Here is a 20,548-nt window from a genome sequence, read left to right on the forward strand (position 1 = left end):
CTCCCTCACATCACACCATCGACGACCCGCGTCTAAGGTTGCCTTCCCCACAGCGTGACCGAGTGCCTCCATTGATAATGGTTAGGAGACATCACCAATATCAGCTAAAACAAACCTAAAATCCGCTTCTTTTTCATAATCTTTTCTGGCATATCTACATAAATATCTTTACCTTCGATTACCGCTCTTGCATTCTGTTTAAATTGCTCTACTAAATTTTCCCCAGCGAAATCTTCTAAAGCCTGATACCCGGCTTTTAACATTACTCCCCGATGCCCTCTAGAACTATGGGCATCCGTCGCTAGGAAGTGTGTTAAATTGCCATCTATTAATTCCAAAGTGAACTTTTGTACTTCTTTGCCAAATTTACCTAATAGACTAGCAGCTGTTATCTGTGTAAGTGCACCTTTTTTAACTAATTGATAAATTTTAATCGGGTTTTCTCTGATTTCACGATTACGTTCCGGATGAGGAATAATTGGTATGTAACCTGCTAGTTGAATTTCAAAAACTAGCTGTTCAGCACCTACCGGTACGCGGTCATACGGAAACTCCAAAAAGACATACTTATGGTCGTTAATAGTTAATAGATTCCCTTTCTTCAAATCTATTACATAGTCTTCATAGACTTGAATCTCTGATCCGGGTAAAATCGTAACTTCAAGACCTTCCTCTTTGATTCGTTCATTGAGTAAGGTTACTTTAGCCATAATATCAACAGGGTCAACGACATATGTGTCCTTTTTATGATGAGGTGTGACCACAATTGTCTGAATTCCATCTCTAGCAGCCTGTTTAACCATTGCCAAAGACTCCTCCCAGTCTTTAGCCCCATCATCAACCGGTAAGATATGACTGTGTAAATCGACCATATTATCCCTCCAAAGAATCATTAATTCCAATAATACCAAATTAAACTAGTTCTATATTACTACTATCCGGAAAAAAAATAAACTATTTTTTATTAATTTATTTAATATTCTTTCAATAATGTAAATTTATGTAGAATTATGTCGAATTATAGCGAAAAAAATAATCTCGTCATCTGACGAGATAGGATCATAATCTATGAAGGTTTTAATTTTCGCCGTAATAGTAGTAGTAATAATTTTCTCCTTTTACTTCTTTATGATTTAATACAACTCCAATCACATTGGCTCGAACATTTTCTAATAGCTCCTTTGATTTAATTGCCATCTCACGATGAGTTTTACCACTATGTACTACCAATAAAACCCCATCAATTATCCGTGAAAGGACTTGAGCATCTGTTACAGCAATAACCGGAGGAGCATCAAATAAAACAATATCATAAGTTGACGACACTTCATCTACTAGCTGTGACATTCTATTGGAACCTAATAGTTCTGCAGGGTTAGGAGGAATGGGACCGGAAGTTAAAATATTTAAATTATTGACTGTAGTTTCTTGAATTGCATCCTCTAACACTTCGTTCCCAACAAGTACATTGGTCAATCCTACAAGATTAGGTAGACGAAAAGTATGGTGAACTGTTGGCTTTCGCATATCAGCATCAACAAGCAACACCTTCTTTTCTTGTTGTGCTAAGACAACTGCTAGGTTGGCGATGATAGTAGATTTTCCTTCCCCTGGCCCTGTACTAGTTACCATCAACGTCTTTAATGATTGATCAATACTGGCAAATTGAATATTGGTCCGTAAGGTACGGAAAGATTCGGAAATTGGTGATTTAGGACTATAAATTGTGATCAACTTGCGTTCTCGTTTTGTTTTTCCTTTCGTCTTAAATTTCACGTACCTCACCCCTCTTTTGTAAAGTTCCATTTACTTGCCTAACTATCTTATGTTTCTCTTTACTTATTTCAAAGGTTGAAATACTTCCTAATACAGGATAACCTAGTAATCTTTCGATGTCTGCTTCTGACCGAATACTATTATCCAGATACTCTAATAGAAACGTTAATCCAATTCCTAACATCAAACTTAAGACAAGGGCGATCATAATATTCAACATTGGCTTTGGTTTGATAGGTGCTGGATTTTGTACCGCCTTGGCTTTAGTTAGGATTTGTACATTATCTACTTTCATAATATTAACTATTTCTTTCTCAAAGGTGTCAGCTATTGCATTAGCTAACATCACCGCTTTGGTATAATCGGGATCAGTAACGGTTATTGACATCACCTGGGAGTTCTTAACCGTATTCACCGAAATCTTATTGATTAATTCTTGAGCTGTTAGGTCTAGGTTATAATTAGCAATTACTAAATCGATAATCCGTGGACTTTTGATGATTACGTTATAGGTTTCAATCAACTTTAAGTTAGTTTGGATATCGGAATATGAATAAATGCTATTCATATCTTGATCACTCTTATTAACCAATAACTCTGTCGATGCTTGGTAAATAGGAGTTAAAAAGAAAAAACTAATGATCCCACTAACAAGAGTCGCAACTAAAACTATAACCAAAATCATTCCCAGTCGTTTTTTAATGATTTGCAATAACTCTCTTAAATCGATTTCAACGTCTTCGTTCCGTCTAATTTCCTCCATATCTTCCTCCTATTTCATTGGTGATATTTAGCTAGTTTTATCTATTCGTCATTTAATAACAAATTCCTTCACGTATTGTCAAAAAATGTTCTCTTTTATTACAAGATATACCAACCAACCACTAATTAACTTTTTTGTGTAAGTAGTATTTTGTATAAGTGCGACTTTTGGTAGTGTAACGGACAAGGTGAGCACGTTACAAAATACTACTTTGGTTTCAAGAAAAAACCAAGAACCATTAGATTCTTGGTCATAATAGTATCTTTTATTAAACTACTTGCTTCACTTGTTGTGCCACATCAATTAACTGCAACACTGCTTCTTTAATACCTTGTAGTTTTTCTTTTGCATCTTTTGCAGTTTTTCCTCGAGTAGCTAAGTAGATCTTTATCTTTGGCTCCGTACCTGAAGGTCTTACCGCAATCCAAGATTGATCATTTAAGATATATTTTAAAACATTGGATTTTGGTAGCGTTATATCTTCCTCTAAATCTTCTTTTGTATATCTCCTTTTACTAATTAGATAGTCTTCTATGATTGTTACACCCTGTTTAGCAATGGTTGTAGGTGAATTTTTCCGTAAATATTGCATGATGTTTTTAATCGTTTGCATTCCCTCAATTCCTTGCATCGTGAACGAAACTAATTCTTCCTTATAATACCCATACTGTTCATATAACTCAATTAACACATCAAGTAATGTCTTACCTTGATTCAAATAATATGCGGTCATTTCAGCTGTTAAAACACAGGCTTGGATTGCGCTCTTGTCGCGCACGAAACCTTTTACCAAATATCCATAGCTTTCTTCATAGCCAAACAGAAATGTATGCTCATTTGTTTCTTCAAATTCTTTAATCTTTTCCCCAATATATTTAAATCCAGTTAGGGTATCGATAGTTTCTATACCAAATGATTTAGCAATTACCCTACCCAATTCTGAGGTTACAATCGTTTTAATAACAACTCCATTTGCAGGCAACTCATTTTTTTCTTTAAGCTGTGATAAAACGTAGTAAAGCTGTAGAACCCCTAATTGATTACCATTTAAAGCAACGTAGTTATCATTATCCTTAACAAATACTCCGAGACGATCCGCATCAGGGTCTGTTGCCATAATTAGATCAGCGGCTTTTTCTTTAGCTAATTCCAAAGCTAAGGTAAAAGCATTTGGATCCTCAGGATTTGGTACTTTAACAGTTGAAAAATCAGGGTCTGGGCTTGCTTGTTCTTCAACTACCTCAACATCAAAACCTAGTTCCGTTAATGCCCGACGAACAGGAATATTTCCCGTTCCATGTAGTGGCGAATAGACGATCTTTGGCGATTTGATTTTTAATTCCGCTAATGGATTAAGGGATATTTGTTTAACTTTTTCGATGTATTTATTATCTAATTCTTTATCAAGATATTCTAATAACCCGGCTTCGATCGCCTTCTCTTTATCAGCAACTTTAATGCTCAATTCATCATTTACTTGTTTGATTTCATTGATCAAAGCCATGGCTAATTTTTCGGTGATCTGGCCACCGTCGGAGTTATATACCTTATATCCGTTATATTCTGGTGGATTGTGACTTGCCGTGATAACAACTCCAAATAAAGCTTTCAATTCTCTTACAGCAAAAGAAAGTTCCGGAGTCGGACGTAAATCTTCAAATAGATAAGCCTTAATTCCATCGTTCGCCAAAACTAAGGCAACTTGTTCTGCAAACTCTTTAGAGAAGCGCCTGGAGTCATGGGCAATGACAACTCCTTGCTGTTTTTCATTTGGATAATTTTTTAAAATATAATTAGCTATCCCTTTAGTTGCCTTTCGTACGGTATAGATATTTATCCGATTTGTTCCGGCACCAATAATTCCCCGTAAACCACCAGTACCAAATTCTAAATTCTGATAAAAACGTTCCTCAATTTCTTTCGGTTCATTAGCTATAGCTTCTAGTTCTGCTTTTAGGCTTTTAGTTAAATTAGGATGATTAACCCATTTAAGATACATTTCAAGATGACTCATATAAATATACTCCCTTCCAATCTTTCCTACCCTTGCAATCTATTATTTTATTCACATCTTAGCACATTTAAAAGTGGAAAACTAGCTATCAAGAGCCTCATTATCCAATATCAGGGTTTTAGACGATGAGACAAGACAGATATTAAAACCAAAGGCTTTAATATTATTTCTCTAGGTGATAAATTTACAGTAGATGAACAAGGACTAGTAAAATTCTGAATAATTTATTCTAAGGAGAGAGCTTCGTGAAAATAGTTATTGCTAGTGACTCTTTTAAGGGTAGTCTAAATTCACTTGAAGTAGCTAAAGCGATTGAATCAGGGATAAAAAAAGTTTATCCCCGGGCGGATATTATCAAGTTCCCGATTGCTGACGGCGGGGAAGGAACTGTACAAGCCTTTATCAGTTCAATTGGCGGAGAACTTGTTACCACCAACGTTACCGGACCATTAGGAACAAAAGTTACCGCAACATACGGGATTCTTACCGATAAAAAAACAGCAGTGATCGAAATGGCAGCTGCTGCAGGTATTACATTAGTCCCGCAAGATCAATTAAATCCTTTAATTACAACTACTTACGGTGTTGGTGAATTAATTAGACACGCATTAGATCGTGGTTGTACTGAATTTATCATTGGCTTGGGCGGTAGTGCAACTAATGATGGCGGTGCAGGACTAGCTCAAGCGCTTGGCTATAAACTATTAGATGCCGATGACCAGGAAATAGCTTTTGGTGGCGGTTCATTACAAAATTTACGACGAATTGATGCAACTAACGTCGATCACCGCATCTTTAAAGCTAATTTTATCGTAGCAAGTGATGTTACAAACCCCCTTTACGGACCAAATGGCGCTACTTATATATATGGGCCTCAAAAAGGGGCAACACCTAAGATGTTAAATGAACTAGATAATGGACTTAAAAACTTTGCCAAAATTATCTATCGCGATTTAAAAAAAGACATTCATAACTTACCAGCGGCTGGTGCTGCAGGTGGTTTAGGTGGAGGATTGTTTGCCTTTGTTAACGCAACCTTAAAAAGAGGCATTGATATCATTATTGAAAAAGCAAACTTAAAAAAATATTTACATGACGCCGATTACGTCATTACTGGTGAAGGCAAAATCGATAGCCAAACAATTAACGGTAAAGTCCCAGTAGGGGTAGCAAAAATCGCCAAAGAATATAATGTGCCGGTAATCGCCCTAGCTGGATATGTTGATGATAAAAGCTTTCTTACCCATGAAGCAGGAATTGATGCTATCTTCTCGATTATCAATTACCCAATTACAGTTGAACAAGCAATGGAACCAACGACAGCAAAGATGTTCCTAACCAAAAATGCTGAAGAAATCTTTAGATTGATAAAATTAATTACAGATAAACATGAGGATGAGTGAATGAAAATGGCGATAATTACAGATGAACAAAAACAAATGTGGTTAAAAGCATAAAAGTGGGCACTTTACAAAATACAATTCATAATAAAACAAATAGGGCTATCAAGCAGCCCTATTATTTTTTAATAATATGTCCTCAATATTTTTATTTTTGATTTTGTCTGTATCTCATAATTCTTGATCGTCGTAGGAACTAGTAAAGTGTCTCCAGCTTGTAATGCAATAGTTTCAATTTCTTGACCTGCAATCAATGTCCCTTCACCTTCAGCAATAATCAATACATCAGGATTTCCTTCCTTTCCTAATTGCAGTTGATATGCGGTATTTTCAAGTATTATTTTCTCTATCACAAAGTAATCGCTTTTAACCAACTGTTCATGTGAAATGGAATCCGTGGCAACTATTGAATGCCTCGTTTCGTCCTGTGTCGTTTGATCAGTATAGTTTATTACATCAGCTGCTTTTTCAATATGTAACTCTCGGCCTTTACCATTTTTATCGACACGATCCCAATCATACACTCGATAAGTAATATCTGAAGTTTGTTGGACTTCAATTAAGATTGTCCCAGATAATAAAGCATGGATCGTTCCTGATGGAATATAGAGCAATTGATCCTCTTCAATCTTTTGATAATTTAAAAAGTCTTTTATTTGTTTATTTTCAATAGCAGACTTATATTCTTCTTTATTCTTAAAATGATGGCCAAAGATAACTTGACCATTTTCTTTCGCACCCAGAATGTACCACGCTTCCGTCTTACCATAATCCCCTTCTACTTTTAAGGCATAATTATCATCTGGGTGTACCTGAACCGATAAATCATCATTAGCTTCAATAAACTTAATTAATAACGGGAAACGATCTTGTGGTGAATTACCCAAAAAAACTTCTGGATATTGTTTTGTTAGGTCGACCAAACTTTTACCCTTTAATTCACCATTTACAACTATACTTGTACCATTTGGATGACCAGAGAGAACCCAGTACTCGCCAATCGGCTCCTCACTTTTTTCTTTGAAAAGTGCCTTTAACTTATTCCCACCCCAGATCCTTTCTTTGGGTATTGCTGCAAATTTTACTGGATAAAAAAGCACACATATCTCCTCCAACTATAACCTACTCATTTTTTTCATACACAAAGTCATATCGATCAAATTTTGATTATAAGCTTATTTTATCGCAAACATTATTTCACCTTCAGCCACAAGTTTATCACCAACAAAAGCCGTTGCTTTACCTTTACCCATTGGTCCTTTAATTCTGATCACTTCTACTGTTAAAGTTAGCGTATCCCCGGGTTTAACTTGAGCTTTAAATCTAAATTTATCTATTCCAGTGAAAAAAGCCAACTTACCTTTATTTTCTTCTTTGATTAACATTGCCACGGCTCCAACCTGTGCTAAAGCTTCTACGATCAACACACCTGGCATAACCGGATACTCAGGAAAATGCCCTTGAAAAAACGGTTCATTCATCGTCACATTTTTTATACCTACTGCCTTTTTTCCTTCCTCTAGCTCAATTATCTTATCAACTAATAAAAAAGGGTAACGATGGGGAATAATTTTCTTAATTTCATTTATATCTAACATAATTCGACTCCTTTCTATTTTCATCATGCTTTTAATGCCGCTCTATCTCATCTTATATCACATATTTTATTTTACCTACCTTCTCATTTCAACCTCCCTTTTCCGATGATTCTGAACAAATATGTCCATCAATCATCTAAAGCAGAGCATTGGCGAGTACATTAATCAATAGAGCGCAGGGGACTTTAGAGTAGAATTTTCATTGTTTGAGCCATTGGCGAGTTTTGAAAATTCCTAAAGTCTTCGAGCTCATTCAAATAAGCTTGTCTGAGACATGCATTGCGTTGATGATGATGGACAACATATTATTGTCAAAACATGCATTGCGTTGATGATGATGGACAACATATTATTGTCAAAACATGCATTGCGTTGATGATGATGGACAACGCATATTACAAAAATAAATTACTAATACTAAGAATAGACTGTCTAAATCATACAGTAAAGGAGTTAGTTCCATTGAGACAATTTGAACATTACGAGCTTGAAAAGGATGGCGACGAATATACGCTTGTGATCTACCTTGATAATTTCCATCAAGAATTTAGTAAAGATTTGGATAAAAGAACGGAAATAACAAATAACAATTTATTTAAAGATATTAAAAATTTTATTAAAGAAAAATTCCCTAATTTAAAAATCAAAGCTGTTAAATTGATGATCGGAGCCACACTGATTAGTGCTATTCCTTTAGGCTCCGTTCTTGCAGCTACTGACAACACTTCTAGCAGTTATACTGTTCAGTCGGGAGATTCGTTATGGAAAATTGCTAATCGTTTTGGAGTTTCTGTCAGTGAGCTGAAGAACTATAATCGATTAACATCTGATACTCTATATGTTGGACAAACGATAAGAATTCCAACCACCTCTTCCATGGACGTCACCATTAACATAAATGGCCAAGTCAAGGAAATTGTTCCCGAACCGATGATTATCGATGGAACAACTTATATCCCCATTAGGGCGATTGCCAATTCCTTAGGGGCTACAGTATGGTGGAACGAATCATCAAATACAGTTGGAATTAATCGTGATGACATAAAAATAGCTTTTGTCATTGGTTCTAATACTGCAAGGGTAAATGGAAACAAAATCACCATATCACCAGCTAAGATTATGAATGGTACCACTTACGTCCCAATTCGCTTTATCTCCGAAACATTTGGTTATAATGTTAATTGGGATGCTAAGACAAGAACTGTTAATATCACGACACCAAAGCAGACAACCTATACCGTCGTTTCTGGAGACACCCTTTGGAAAATAGCTAGTCGTTTTGGTACGTCAGTTTTAGCCCTTAAACAGATTAACAATTTAACATCAGATAGGATCCATGTAGGACAAAAACTAACGATTCCCACAGTAGAAAATACAGCTACTCAAAACAAAGGAACTCAAGAAACTTACACCAAGCCAACTGTGACATATATTACTCATACTGTTTCCAAAGGAGATAACCTATGGGATTTAAGCATAAGGTATGGAATTCCTTTCACAGAATTATTATCAGTTAATAAACTTACTCAAAACAGCACCCTTACTTTAGGACAAAAACTAACGATTCCAGTCCATCATATTCCCGTTAAACCTGTTGTTTCCGAGAAACATGGGGAGCTTTTGGACTGGTGGACTGAAGCCCAATATGTCTTTCCAATTGGAAAAGTGGCTAAGGTTACCGATTTTCAAACCGGAAGAACATGGTATGTTAAACGGACAATCGGGGCTAATCACGCTGATAGTGAACCCTTAACTGCAAAGGATGCTGCAATTATTAAAGAGGTTTGGGGAGGCACATATAACTGGAATAAACGGGCAATAATCATTGAGGTTGACGGAAGAAGAATAGCGGCTTCAATGACTTCAATGCCTCATGATATTCAATATATTAAAGACAATAATTATAACGGCCACTTTGATATTCATTTCCTCAATAGCACTCGACATAAAGATGGAAAAATGACCGAAAGTCATCAAAAACAGGTTCGAATAGCAGCTGGTGTAGAATCACTTTAGTTCGTAATATTTTCCTGCATAAATTAAGGTTTCCGATTTAGAATATATAGTGTCCCCACTACCACCTTGGGTGGAATAGGGTTAACATAAAGGAGCACAGCCAACTTAACGCTGGTTGTGCTCCCTTACTATAATCCTTAACTTTAAATTTCTAGTTCCTTATTAGCTCTTCTAACTTCAATCAAGTAAACCATAGATGTGAGGAATGAAAAAGCTACAACGAAGGATAAAAACTCAATATCATAAGGTAATTGAAAAGTAATCATTAAAATCGCTATGTAAAAGAGAACCGTTGTTGATTTACCAAGTTTGTTAGCAGGTACAGTTTTTTTGCCCTTGACATGAAAAAAAATCGCACTGAAGATCATTCCTATTTCTCTAAAAAAAACTAATCCAGCCACAAACCAAGGGATCTTACCTACAATTAATAATGAAATGATTGCCGTTAACATCATTAACTTATCTGCTAAAGGATCTAACAATTTCCCCATCTCGGTAACTAAATCATACTTTCTAGCTATGTAACCATCAACTATATCGGTTAAACCGGCTAATAAAAACACCACAAAGGCAACGATCTCATACTCTAGAAAAAAAAATACAAATAAAAAAATAGGTATCAGAAAAAAACGACTGATGGTTAAGATATTCGGTAAATTCAAGGCTGAATACCTCCTAACTTTGCAACGACCTAATACTAAAATATATGTCCTTAATCCTCGTTTTACTCCAAATACTTATAAAAGAAATAGTCATCCTCAATTTAAGGGAAGATGACTGATTTTTTTAGCCAAATATCAAATTATACACGTGTAACCATGTATTTATATCAAAAACTTCCATCCCATTCCTCTTACCCAGTACTCCATAACCAATCATCAAACCTACGATAAACATGATAATTGAAATAGCTAACACAAAAAGAAACACAGAAAGGGAACTTCTCTTTCTTCTAGATGAAGTACGTCTCTTTTGGGAACTGTTTTTAGTACTAGAACTTCTTTGACTTCTTGATTTTATAGCAATTTGCTTAGAACTCATTTGTCTCAACCCTTTTTCATCGGTTATTCAATTACAATAATCATCTTTATAATAATATTAATTGACTAACCTTTCAAGTTATTAGCTATTCCCATCATTTGGTCAGAAATTGATAACCCCCTTGAAAGAAATTGATAAGCCCGTTGTGTATCAGTTAATTGAGTCATTTCTTTAACAAGATCTACGTTTGATCCTTCAAGACTTCCTTGAACGATTGAGTATTTATTGGCGTAGTTTTCTTCAAGTATATCAAACTCTTCATCCACCACTATTACGTCCCGCTCAATTAACTCTTTAGGTATTTGATACTGATTGTTACCGACTGTTTCTAGGACTTTTGGATTTATCATCCTAGTTATTTTAAGATAACCTAACTCTTCTATTTCACCATCAGGATATTGGATTGTTATCCTACCCTGCTTGTCCACATTAAAGGTCGTATTCTCTGGGATTTGTATCTTTTCATCGTCAGTGTTCAATACGTAATCTCCAGTACTCGTAAGCAAATAACCATAAGCATCTAACTGGAAATGTCCGTCCCGTGTGTATCGTACATCGTTAGATTCAATAGGATCACCATCAGCTGGTATCACAGTAAAGAAGATGTCCTCACCACGCAACATAAAATCAGTTGCTAAGCCAGTATCCAATTGTGTTCCTTGTGTGAAGTTTGCTAGTGTTAAGTTTATCTTGGCACCAAATCCCTGTTCTAACCCTAGATTCGTCTTTCTACCTGAAGAAGAAAACTCCTTCGGTTGGTTTAACTTTTGGGACATGATCTCAGAAAAAAATACTTCCTTCCCCTTATACCCTACTGTATTAATATTCGCTATATTATTAGCAATTGTGTCGATTTTCTTTTGTAACGTTTGCATACTAACCAATGAGCTGATCATCGAGTTATTCATCAGTACTCTCCTCTTTCAATCCAATTATCTCTCTACTAATGTCTTATACCCTACCGACTTCATTTACCGCTTTTTCTAAAGTTCGATCAATTGCTTGAATTACTTTTTGATTTGATTCATAAATTCTTAAAGCAGTCATCATCTCAACCAAAGTTTGAGTAGGATCTACATTGGATCGTTCAAGTTTTCCTTGTAATAATCTATAATTTTCTTCCTCATAGTTATCTTCAAAATCTAAATCAATTATCTCTTCATCATCTATTTTAAAAACCCCATTATCTTGTTTTACCAGCTTATAAGGATCCTTTACTTTGGTTAATTGAATCCTTACTTCTTCTCCATCAGAGAAGAGGATTTTTCCCTTCTCATCTATGGTAAATTCTCTACCTTTCACTTGGATTGGATTATCCATATCATCTAACAACATATATCCCTTTGGGGTTACTAATTGTCCCGATGCATCTTCGGTAAACAAACCACTTCTTGTGTATAAGATGTTATCATTTTCATCCTTTATAGTAAAAAATATTTGCGGTTTTTTTCCTGTCTCTTCGTCAACTTGCAAATCTGTATCCCAGATTGCTATATGATTAGACAAGCCGGTATCGATTATATCACCTTGTGAAAAAATTGGCACACTTTCTTCAACAAAAACTCCCTGATGAATTGAGCCGATTCTCTTAGTCTTCCCTCCAGATGATTGATTGATAGCTTGAAGCAAAACTTCCGGAAAAGCCCTAATTGTTCCCTGATATGACTTATACCCTGGAGTATTAATGTTTGCCAAATTATTGGTTAAGATAGTTTGACGTTGTTGTTGAGTAATCATACCTGACGCCGCAGTATATAATCCTCTGATCATCGTTTTTCTCCTTCAATCCGTTATTTTCAACAATATTTTTTAAAATCAACTTATCTTTTTTTAGTTAATTTATCTAAATTCTCAAGCATAATTCCTGTTCCCTTTACAACACAAGTCATCGGGTCGTCTGCTATCAATACGGGAACTCTTAATTCTTCAGATAGCAGCTGATCAATTCCGTGAAGGTAAGCTCCACCGCCTGTTAAGATGATCCCTTTATCAATGATATCTGCTGAAAGCTCGGGAGGAGTCTTTTCTAAAACAGACTTGGCAGCAGTGATGATTGCAGAGATTGGCTCTTTAAGTGCCTCACATACTTCATCAGAAGTTACAGTAATCGAGATAGGTAATCCTGTAACCAGATCCCGTCCACGAATATCCATCGATTCATTCCTACTACCTTTAAATACCGTACCAATGTTTATTTTCATTTCTTCTGCCGTTCTATCACCAATTAACAAGTTATACTTTCTTTTGATATAGGTCATAATAGCTTGATCGAACTTGTCCCCAGCAACTTTAATAGAAGCGGCGGTTACGACATCTCCCATCGATAAGACAGCAATATCAGTCGTTCCTCCGCCTATATCAATGACCATATTTCCACTAGGTTGAAAAATATCTAACCCGGCACCGATTGCAGCAGCTTTAGGCTCCTGTTCTAGAATAATTTCTCCACCGCCACTTTTTTGAGCAGCTTCACGAATAGCCTTATGCTCAACTGAGGTAATCTCCGTTGGAGCGCAGATTAAAATCCTTGGCTTACCAAAAAACCCCTTTACACCTGCTTTGTTAATGAAATGCCTCAGCATCGCTTCTGTAATTTCAAAGTCAGCAATCACACCATCTTTTAATGGACGAATTGCCACAATGTTACCCGGAGTTCTACCAACCATTTGTCTTGCTTCTTCTCCTACCTTAAGAACTTGTTTGGTTTCATTGTCTATCGCCACAACTGAGGGCTCATTGATTATTACACCGCGTCCTTTAACATGGATCAGTACATTTGCAGTACCCAAGTCTATTCCGATATCCTTACTAAACATATTCATCCTCCCTGCCGCTAACTTTAACTACGGAAATCCCGAATATTTGTTCGTAATCGTCCGAATAATGTCATTAGTTACATCTATTCGCTAAATATTTCATAAATCCTCTTTTTTATCTATAAGTTCATACTTATTTTACAATTTTAATAATAGATTAAAATTGCAAATAATAGCAAGTAATTATCCGATTTTTCTAGCATGGGAGTAATGGGGTATCCTCTTTTAGGCGTTCTTACTTTCTCTTTTATATTTAATCTTTGTAGCTTCCCCCCCTCTGATATGTCTTATTGATTTGTGGTATTCCAAAATTTCTTTTACCTGGTTGGCTAATTCTGGGTTTATTTCAGGCAGTCGTTCCGTCAAATCTTTGTGCACCGTACTTTTTGATACTCCAAACTCTTTAGCTATTGCCCGAACCGTATTTCTAGTCTCCAATATATACAGACCTACCTTTAAGGTCCTTTCCTTGATGTAATCGTGCACTCCCCTCGCCTCCCCAATTCAAAATCATCTGTTACATTATATGAGAAGGATAGGCATATATTCTTTTGTTCCAAGCCCTGACAAGCTAATTCACAAAATTTTTTAAGAAAAAACGCTCACACACCTTTGATGTTACAAAATAGATGATTCACTTTTTTACTAATAAAGATTGTATTTTGTATAAGTGCGGCTTTTGGGAGTGAACCAAAAAAAAAAAGGCTACCAAGTTTTTAACTTGGTAGCCTTAGCCATTACATTAATTTGAATCTTGCACTGAACCATCTTCATCCTTTACAACTTGACTAATGTCTCGGTTTAAAAACTGCTGAGGATTTTGAACTACCTCGTCTTTTCGCACTTCAAAATGAAGATGAACCCCTTGATCTTTTTCAAAAATATTTCTGCTTGCTACTCCTAAAATATCTCCTTGACTAACGGTATCTCCTTTTTCCACCTTTAACTCAGCGATACTAGAATAGTAAGTAACAAGACCTTGATCATGGGATAACTCTACCACATATCCTACAACTGGATCTTTTTCGGCCCTTACAACTTCTCCACTTAATGCTGCAACAACATTAAATGCCTCACCATTCTTGGAAACGATATCAATTCCTGTATGCGGTAAGAGCTCATTTTGGAAAGTTACAATAGCATTCTCCATTTCCTCAACGGTCGCGTTTTTATCAAAAAATCCCATACTGATTGCGACTTCATTTTGATCTTCCACTGGCCATTTCATAATGTTGACTGAATTCGTTACAGCGATTGCTTCACCTAGGTCCTCGCCTAACTTTTTGGCGATAATGTTGTCACTTAACTCACCTACCGCCACAGGATTAATCTCTTCCAAACCTAAATCGTCACTAGTTAATGGATATTCATTTGGATCCTGATACCACCACATTAGTGCAAGAATAAGTGCTGCAGCAATTAAATAAAGTGCTGGATATGTCCATTTTTTTGCTAATAATTTTTTCCATTTAAAATTGGCACTCATTTATACATCACCTCAGCATCCATTCTGTCCATTTTTTACCTCTTTATACCTTGACAGAATAAATTTTCTGCTCAAAGTGCAATATCTTGCTGAGATGAGTAAATACTTATGAAACTGGTTTAATCCATTGCCCAATGTCAGTTATCTCTACTCCAGTATAATAGTATTTGATTATCTCCTGAGCTGTTCTACCCTCTTTAGCCATTCCATTTGCTCCATATTGACTCATACCTACTCCATGACCATACCCTTTAGTATAAAAAACTACTTCATCACCTTTAGTCTCAAAGGTAAAACTTGAGGAACTTAGGTTAAATAGTTCTCTTATCTGGCGTCCTGATAAGATTTTGTCTCCTATCCTGATTTTCTTTACCCTTTTACCTGCTGTCGTTTCTAATATTTCTATCCATTTTTGTCCCGTTGAGGCTAAAATGACCGGGTCCACATTTAACTTACTTTTTATTACATCGTAAGAAATAGTTAAACTCGTTTGAAACTTTGGGGATTGGTTATCCCAAGGACTTGCTACACTCCTCAAATATGGTACCTCTTTTTCAAAGTAGTCTTCAGAATTCTCAGTGTAACCATTACTTGTAGAGAAAAACAAGGCATCAATCGGCTTTCCTTGGTATGTTATGACTTGTCCAATCGTTTCATTGATTGCTTTATTGATTTTGGAAATTCTTTCGGTATAGGCGATCCCCCAAATTTTCTTTAATTCATCATCGGATAAAAAAACTTGGTGTTTTACGGTATCACTTACCACTGCCCCTTCTGGCACATCTGAAAAATCCTTCTCAGCAATTCTTTTTACTATGTAAGTTCTTGCTGCAATTGCCTGAGCTTTTAGTGCTTCTAGTTCAAATTCCGTTGGCATTTCTGCAGCGACCACGCCACGCACATATTCTTCTAGAGGATATGTCTCGATTTTTTTAGAATTAGCTCTATATACACTTATCGGAACGTTTTTGCTTGGATCTAGTTCTAGCTCAATTTTTTTTATAAAGGCCGTATCAAAAGCTGTTTCATTAGCAACTGGAACATTTAAAAAAATAACAAAGAAAATAGGAATTAAAATCATTGAGGCACCTAACAGGAATAGAAATAATAGAATAATTGGTTTCATAAATAATGCTCCTTCAACCTTGTTTTTGGACAAATTATCCTTGTCTATACAAATTATTGAAGGAGCTTTTATTTTAGAACTGGTTTTTATCTTTTAAAGCTTAGTTTTCTCTTGAACCATTTCTCAAAATCATCGATATACGTATACACAACCGGAACCAATAATAGTGTTACTAAAGTGGAAAAACCTAATCCAAAAACGACGACTGTTGCAAATGGTGCTTGGGTCTCTGCTCCTTCTCCTATCCCTAGAGTTAATGGAATTAGACCTAAAATAGTAGTTAGTGTTGTCATTAAGATCGGACGCAATCGATTAGGACCGGCAATTAAAATGGCTTCCGACCTCTTATTACCTTTTTTTCTTAGGTTATTAATATAATCTACTAGTACGATCGCGTTATTAACAACGATTCCAGCTAACATGATAACACCAACAAAAGCCGCGACGCTCAATGTTCGACCAGTGACAACCAATCCTACCACGATCCCGATGAAAGTTGCTGGCATTGAAAACATTATAATAAATGGATATGATACTGCCTCAAATTGCACTGCCATAACCATATATACTAAAAAGATCGCTAATATCAAGGCATATACGAGACTACCGAATGATTCAGCCATATCCTCAACTTGACCACCAATCTCTACTATATAACCTTCCGGGATTTGAATTTTTTTCAGTCTATCTTCAATATCTTTGGTGATACTTCCTAGATCTCTATTGACAATATCACTTGTTACGTTAACCTTTCTCCTTTGATCTTCTCGTTCTATTTGAGCTGGTCCCTTCACTTGAACCAACTCAGCCACTTCTTTTAATGGAATTGCTGAACCATATGGAGTTTGAATTAAGATATCTTCAACCTGTTTCATATCTTGCTTATATTCTTCTGGTAGTGTAACTCTAACATCTATTTCTTGTCCTTGACTTCGGAATCTAGTAGCAACTTGCCCATTAAATCCTGTCTTTACTGTGGACATAATCTGGCTAAAATTAAGACCATACATTGCCGCCTTTTCTTGATCGACAATGATTTGCATTTCCGGTCTTCCTTCTTCTGCCGTATTTATAACATTTCTAGTGCCTTTTACTTGTTCAACTTCTGCTTTTATCTGTTCGGCTAAATTATTTAGTACCTTTAGGTCTTCACCTGTAATCGTAATAGAAATTGGGGCTGAACTACCAAAACCACCACTTTGGATCTGGGAGACATTTATCTCCGCACCTGGAATCTTTTTCGTCAACCGACGAATCTCTTCCATTACTTGATCGGTAGAACGTTTCCTTTCCGATAATGGTACTAATCTTACATATATATTACCAACGTTAGTATTAGATACTCCCATTGAAAAGACTCCACCGCTTCCAGCACTTGTGAAGATAGTATCTACCTCTTTAATTTCCCATAGTCGTTCGACAATATAATCGATTGTTTTATCTGTTTCTTCTAACAGGGTTCCTTCTGGCAATGTAATATCAATATTAATCTCTCCCTGATCCATTTGAGGAAGAAATTCTGTTCCAACCATTGGGACCAAAGCAAATGTAGCTAGGATCAAGGCAAGAGTTCCAAAAACAACTGTCTTTCTATGGTTTAAAGACCACTCTAAGGATCGTCTATAGACTGAATATACTGAACTCATGATCTTAGATTGTTCTTTTTGTTTATTTTGCAATAGATATGCTGATAGCATTGGGACAATTGTTAATGAAGCTATTAAAGAAGCTATCAAAGCAAAGCTAACCGTTAATGCCAAAGGACGAAATAATTCCGCTGCCAACCCCTCTACAAATACAATAGGTAAGAAAACGGCAACTGTGGTTAATGCTGAAGCAATAACCGCTGAACCAACTTCCTTTGCGCCTTCTTTGGCTGCCTCTATCCTGTCATAACCAAGTTCTTGATAGCGAAATATATTTTCTAAGATAACGATCGAACTATCCACCATCATTCCAATGCCTAGTGCTAAACCACCCAATGTTAAAATATTTAAACTTTCGCCCGTGAAGTAGATGAGATTGAATGTTGTTATAACAGCAATCGGCATCGTAATTGCAATAACTAATGTAGATCTTACACTGCGTAAAAAATAGAATAAGATTATAGTTGCAAGACTTCCACCTATGATTAAATTACGCACTACATTATCCACAGATTGACGAATAAAAATCGAGAGATCATAAACAATATCTATTTTTACACCTTCAGGCAAAATTTTTTCAATTTTTTCTAGAGATTTATATAGTTCGTTTGCAACTTTAATTGTATTACCATCCGATTTTTTTGAAATATCAAAGCTTAAGCTAGGTTTTCCTGACACCTTAGTAATAGTATCGCTTTTCTTATAATCTTCGGTGATATTAGCAATCTCATCTAGTTTCACCGTTCCACCAGTAGGTAATGGGATCAATAAATTTTTTATTTCTTCAATGCTACTAAACTCACCATTAATCCTTAAAAGAAGCTCTTGATCGCCTCTTTTTATATTACCAGCAGTAGTAGCGATGTTTTCACCAGCAAGTACTTGGATAATTTGATTGATTGAAAGACCGTAACCATTAAGGTAAATAGGCGCTACTTCTACTTTAATCTCCTTTTCTTTATTACCAATTAAATCAACGTTAGCAACTCCTGAAGTTCTTTCTAACCTTGGTTTAATAATATCTTCAGCTATATTACTTAAACGACTGGCTTCCATATCTCCAGAAACTGATAAACGAACGATTGGAATCGCAGTTGGATCCATTTTTAATACAAGGGGTTTAGATACTTCATCTGGTAAGATGTTTGTGACCAGATCGAGTTTGTCTCTAATACTATTTATCTTGGTGTCCATGTTAGAACCCCAATCAAATTCTAAAATGATCAGTGATTGTCCCGGAGCAGAGATTGATCGGACTTTTTTTATTCCTTCAATCGTTCCCAAAACACCCTCTAGTGGTTCACTAACCATTTTTTCAACTTCTTGGGGAGCTGCCCCTTCATAATCTGTAACTACGATGGTAATCGGCAAATTTATTTCCGGATATAGATCTATTGCTAGATTTTTTAAAGAAATAGTTCCCATCAAGATAATAGCAATAACGATCATGATGACTCCAATTGGTCTTTTTACAGAGACATCAACTATTTTCATGAAGATTTCCCTTCTTCCATAATAACTTCAACGATTATCCCATCTTCTAATCCATATTGTCCTTTGATGATGATTTTATCTTGCCGGTTAAGTCCTTCACTGATAATAGTTTCTTCTGATGTCATATCCTTAACTTTGACATTTTGTTTTACAGCTTTTCCATTTAGATAGACAAAAACATATGTATCAGCACCAGTTCCTAGAACCGCTTGAGTTGGAACTACCACGTATTTTTCATCCTCTGAATCTGTTACTTGTACTTCCACAAACATCCCTGATCTTATTCGCTGGTCTAAATTTTCAACTTTAATCTCGATTGGAAAAGTCAATGTTTGGCTGTTGGCTGCAGGTGCAATAAAGGTAACTTCTCCTTCAATTTTTTCATCTATTGCCGGAACATAAATAGCTAATTTTTTACCTAGTTCAAAGTTTTTCAATGATGATTCTGTAACATTTAACCCTACCAATATTTGATCTTGATTCACAATCTGTAATAACGGTAATTGTGGCGAAGCTATTTCACCCTTTTCAATATTTAACACGGCTATTTGGCCTGTGATTGGGGCAACGATTTTAGTATTTGATACAGCACGTCTCGCCTGTTCAACTCCAACTTTTGCCTGTTCAACTGCAGATTCAAGGGTATCAATATTGGCATCTGAATTAGCTTTTTCTAAGGTATCTTGAGCAATCTTTAGTCCATTTTCTGCTTGTAGATATGCTGTTTGTGCTTGCTCTAATTGTGTTTTAGGAATTGCTTCAGCTTCGTATAACTCCTTAATTCGTTCTAAGTTTTTCTTAGCTTGCATATAAGCATCTTCAGCTTGTTTAAGTTGGGTTTCTGCCTGTAAAATTCTTGAGCTTCTTCCTTCTTTCGCTTGGACAAGATTCGCCAAGGCTGATTGATAAGCTGCTTCTGCTTGATGCAAAGCATCAGTTACATCTTTATCGTCGAGTTTTATCAACAGTTGTCCTTCTTTAACCATATCACCTTGGTTAACGTAGATCTCTTTAACTGTACCTGCTATCTTTGATAAAACCATAATATCTTGAACCGCTTTAACTTTACCTATGTATCTTTTTGTTTGTTGTACTGATTTTTCTTCAACTTGCTTTATTACTACCGGAGTAGGTTCATCTGATTGGGTTTGTTCTTCTTCTTTATTTATAGAACAGCCAGATAACGAAACTATCATTAAAGTAGATAAAATAATCAAAAGGATAATTTTAGTTTTTCCCACAATACCCCTCCTTACCTTTTTAGCATACATTTACAATCATATCTCTTTTTTGCTTTAAAATAAAGCTACCAGTAAGTTATAAACGTAAGAGTATTTTGTAAAAGTGCGGCTTTAAAATACTATTTTTGACT

General features: G+C 35.8%; 18 protein-coding genes. 2 read left to right on the top strand and 16 right to left on the bottom strand.

The genetic code is table 11. From position 1 onward, the window contains the following. Window positions 1–104 precede the first annotated feature (104 nt). The 4 genes from BHF71_RS03475 to BHF71_RS03490 form a co-directional block, all read right to left on the bottom strand. Window positions 105–872, bottom strand: coding sequence for a tyrosine-protein phosphatase (locus BHF71_RS03475; RefSeq protein WP_069656282.1), 768 nt, complete (start codon window positions 870–872; stop codon window positions 105–107). Between the two features lie 205 nt (window positions 873–1,077). Next, complete coding sequence (locus BHF71_RS03480) at window positions 1,078–1,776, bottom strand: CpsD/CapB family tyrosine-protein kinase (protein WP_245683811.1); 699 nt, start codon at window positions 1,774–1,776, stop codon at window positions 1,078–1,080. Then, window positions 1,766–2,539, bottom strand: coding sequence for a YveK family protein (locus BHF71_RS03485; protein ID WP_069656284.1), 774 nt, complete (start codon window positions 2,537–2,539; stop codon window positions 1,766–1,768). The genes BHF71_RS03480 and BHF71_RS03485 overlap by 11 nt, the downstream gene beginning before the upstream one ends. A gap of 268 nt (window positions 2,540–2,807) precedes the next feature. Beyond that, complete coding sequence (locus BHF71_RS03490) at window positions 2,808–4,553, bottom strand: phospho-sugar mutase (RefSeq protein ID WP_069656285.1); 1,746 nt, start codon at window positions 4,551–4,553, stop codon at window positions 2,808–2,810. 245 nt (window positions 4,554–4,798) lie between these two features. On the opposite strand from BHF71_RS03490, the gene BHF71_RS03495 reads away from it, so the two are divergent. Further along, window positions 4,799–5,956: a glycerate kinase gene (locus BHF71_RS03495; protein ID WP_069656286.1), complete on the top strand. Its 1,158-nt coding sequence runs from the start codon at window positions 4,799–4,801 to the stop codon at window positions 5,954–5,956. A 122-nt stretch (window positions 5,957–6,078) separates the two neighbouring features. Here BHF71_RS03495 and BHF71_RS03500 read toward each other — a convergent pair whose 3' ends face one another. Continuing rightward, on the bottom strand, window positions 6,079–7,053 hold the full coding sequence (locus BHF71_RS03500) for a type I phosphomannose isomerase catalytic subunit (protein WP_069656287.1): 975 nt from the start codon (window positions 7,051–7,053) through the stop codon (window positions 6,079–6,081). 75 nt (window positions 7,054–7,128) lie between these two features. After that, window positions 7,129–7,551, bottom strand: a complete 423-nt coding sequence (gene fabZ, locus BHF71_RS03505) for a 3-hydroxyacyl-ACP dehydratase FabZ (RefSeq protein ID WP_069656288.1) — start codon at window positions 7,549–7,551, stop codon at window positions 7,129–7,131. Window positions 7,552–8,013: 462 nt separating this feature from the next. Here fabZ and BHF71_RS11465 point away from each other — a divergent pair, with 462 nt between their 5' ends. After that, window positions 8,014–9,567, top strand: coding sequence for a LysM peptidoglycan-binding domain-containing protein (locus BHF71_RS11465; protein ID WP_176717300.1), 1,554 nt, complete (start codon window positions 8,014–8,016; stop codon window positions 9,565–9,567). Between the two features lie 143 nt (window positions 9,568–9,710). On the opposite strand, the gene pgsA is transcribed toward BHF71_RS11465, so the two are convergent. The 10 genes from pgsA to BHF71_RS03560 form a co-directional block, all read right to left on the bottom strand. Next, on the bottom strand, window positions 9,711–10,229 hold the full coding sequence (pgsA, locus tag BHF71_RS03515; RefSeq protein ID WP_069656289.1) for a CDP-diacylglycerol--glycerol-3-phosphate 3-phosphatidyltransferase: 519 nt from the start codon (window positions 10,227–10,229) through the stop codon (window positions 9,711–9,713). Window positions 10,230–10,353: 124 nt separating this feature from the next. Then, window positions 10,354–10,608: a DNA-directed RNA polymerase subunit beta gene (locus BHF71_RS03520; protein WP_069656290.1), complete on the bottom strand. Its 255-nt coding sequence runs from the start codon at window positions 10,606–10,608 to the stop codon at window positions 10,354–10,356. A gap of 65 nt (window positions 10,609–10,673) precedes the next feature. Then, window positions 10,674–11,516: a flagellar hook-basal body protein gene (locus BHF71_RS03525; RefSeq protein WP_069656291.1), complete on the bottom strand. Its 843-nt coding sequence runs from the start codon at window positions 11,514–11,516 to the stop codon at window positions 10,674–10,676. Window positions 11,517–11,559: 43 nt separating this feature from the next. Next, window positions 11,560–12,378, bottom strand: a complete 819-nt coding sequence (locus BHF71_RS03530) for a flagellar hook-basal body protein (protein ID WP_069656292.1) — start codon at window positions 12,376–12,378, stop codon at window positions 11,560–11,562. A gap of 50 nt (window positions 12,379–12,428) precedes the next feature. Then, window positions 12,429–13,424 (bottom strand): rod shape-determining protein, encoded by a 996-nt coding sequence (gene mreB / locus BHF71_RS03535; protein ID WP_069656293.1) that lies wholly within the window; start codon window positions 13,422–13,424, stop codon window positions 12,429–12,431. Between the two features lie 225 nt (window positions 13,425–13,649). After that, a complete protein-coding gene (spoIIID, locus tag BHF71_RS03540; RefSeq protein WP_069656294.1) occupies window positions 13,650–13,910 on the bottom strand; it encodes a sporulation transcriptional regulator SpoIIID in 261 nt (86 codons plus the stop codon). 256 nt (window positions 13,911–14,166) lie between these two features. After that, window positions 14,167–14,910 carry a M23 family metallopeptidase gene (locus tag BHF71_RS03545; protein WP_069656295.1) on the bottom strand — a complete coding sequence of 248 codons (744 nt, stop codon included), beginning with the start codon at window positions 14,908–14,910 and terminating at the stop codon, window positions 14,167–14,169. Between the two features lie 106 nt (window positions 14,911–15,016). Further along, window positions 15,017–16,036 carry a stage II sporulation protein D gene (gene spoIID, locus BHF71_RS03550; protein WP_069656296.1) on the bottom strand — a complete coding sequence of 340 codons (1,020 nt, stop codon included), beginning with the start codon at window positions 16,034–16,036 and terminating at the stop codon, window positions 15,017–15,019. Window positions 16,037–16,122: 86 nt separating this feature from the next. Next, window positions 16,123–19,176, bottom strand: coding sequence for an efflux RND transporter permease subunit (locus BHF71_RS03555; protein WP_069656297.1), 3,054 nt, complete (start codon window positions 19,174–19,176; stop codon window positions 16,123–16,125). Then, entirely contained in the window at window positions 19,173–20,417 is a 1,245-nt protein-coding gene (locus tag BHF71_RS03560; protein WP_069656298.1) for an efflux RND transporter periplasmic adaptor subunit, read from the bottom strand. Before BHF71_RS03560 ends, BHF71_RS03555 begins: the two co-directional genes overlap by 4 nt. Window positions 20,418–20,548 lie beyond the last annotated feature (131 nt).

It is taken from the genome of Vulcanibacillus modesticaldus (assembly GCF_001730235.1).
GTDB classification, from domain to species: Bacteria; Bacillota; Bacilli; order Tepidibacillales; family Tepidibacillaceae; genus Vulcanibacillus; species Vulcanibacillus modesticaldus.

Bases quoted from the DNA above. Each gene is read 5' to 3' on its own strand.
- BHF71_RS03475 (WP_069656282.1), bottom strand. From the start codon at position 872: ATGGTCGATTTACACAGTCATATCTTACCGGTTGATGATGGGGCTAAA.
- BHF71_RS03485 (WP_069656284.1), bottom strand. From the start codon at position 2,539: ATGGAGGAAATTAGACGGAACGAAGACGTTGAAATCGATTTAAGAGAG.
- BHF71_RS03490 (WP_069656285.1), bottom strand. From the start codon at position 4,553: ATGAGTCATCTTGAAATGTATCTTAAATGGGTTAATCATCCTAATTTA.
- fabZ (WP_069656288.1), bottom strand. From the start codon at position 7,551: ATGTTAGATATAAATGAAATTAAGAAAATTATTCCCCATCGTTACCCT.
- BHF71_RS03520 (WP_069656290.1), bottom strand. From the start codon at position 10,608: ATGAGTTCTAAGCAAATTGCTATAAAATCAAGAAGTCAAAGAAGTTCT.
- BHF71_RS03525 (WP_069656291.1), bottom strand. From the start codon at position 11,516: ATGAATAACTCGATGATCAGCTCATTGGTTAGTATGCAAACGTTACAA.
- BHF71_RS03530 (WP_069656292.1), bottom strand. From the start codon at position 12,378: ATGATCAGAGGATTATATACTGCGGCGTCAGGTATGATTACTCAACAA.
- mreB (WP_069656293.1), bottom strand. From the start codon at position 13,424: ATGTTTAGTAAGGATATCGGAATAGACTTGGGTACTGCAAATGTACTG.
- BHF71_RS03545 (WP_069656295.1), bottom strand. From the start codon at position 14,910: ATGAGTGCCAATTTTAAATGGAAAAAATTATTAGCAAAAAAATGGACA.
- spoIID (WP_069656296.1), bottom strand. From the start codon at position 16,036: ATGAAACCAATTATTCTATTATTTCTATTCCTGTTAGGTGCCTCAATG.
- BHF71_RS03555 (WP_069656297.1), bottom strand. From the start codon at position 19,176: ATGAAAATAGTTGATGTCTCTGTAAAAAGACCAATTGGAGTCATCATG.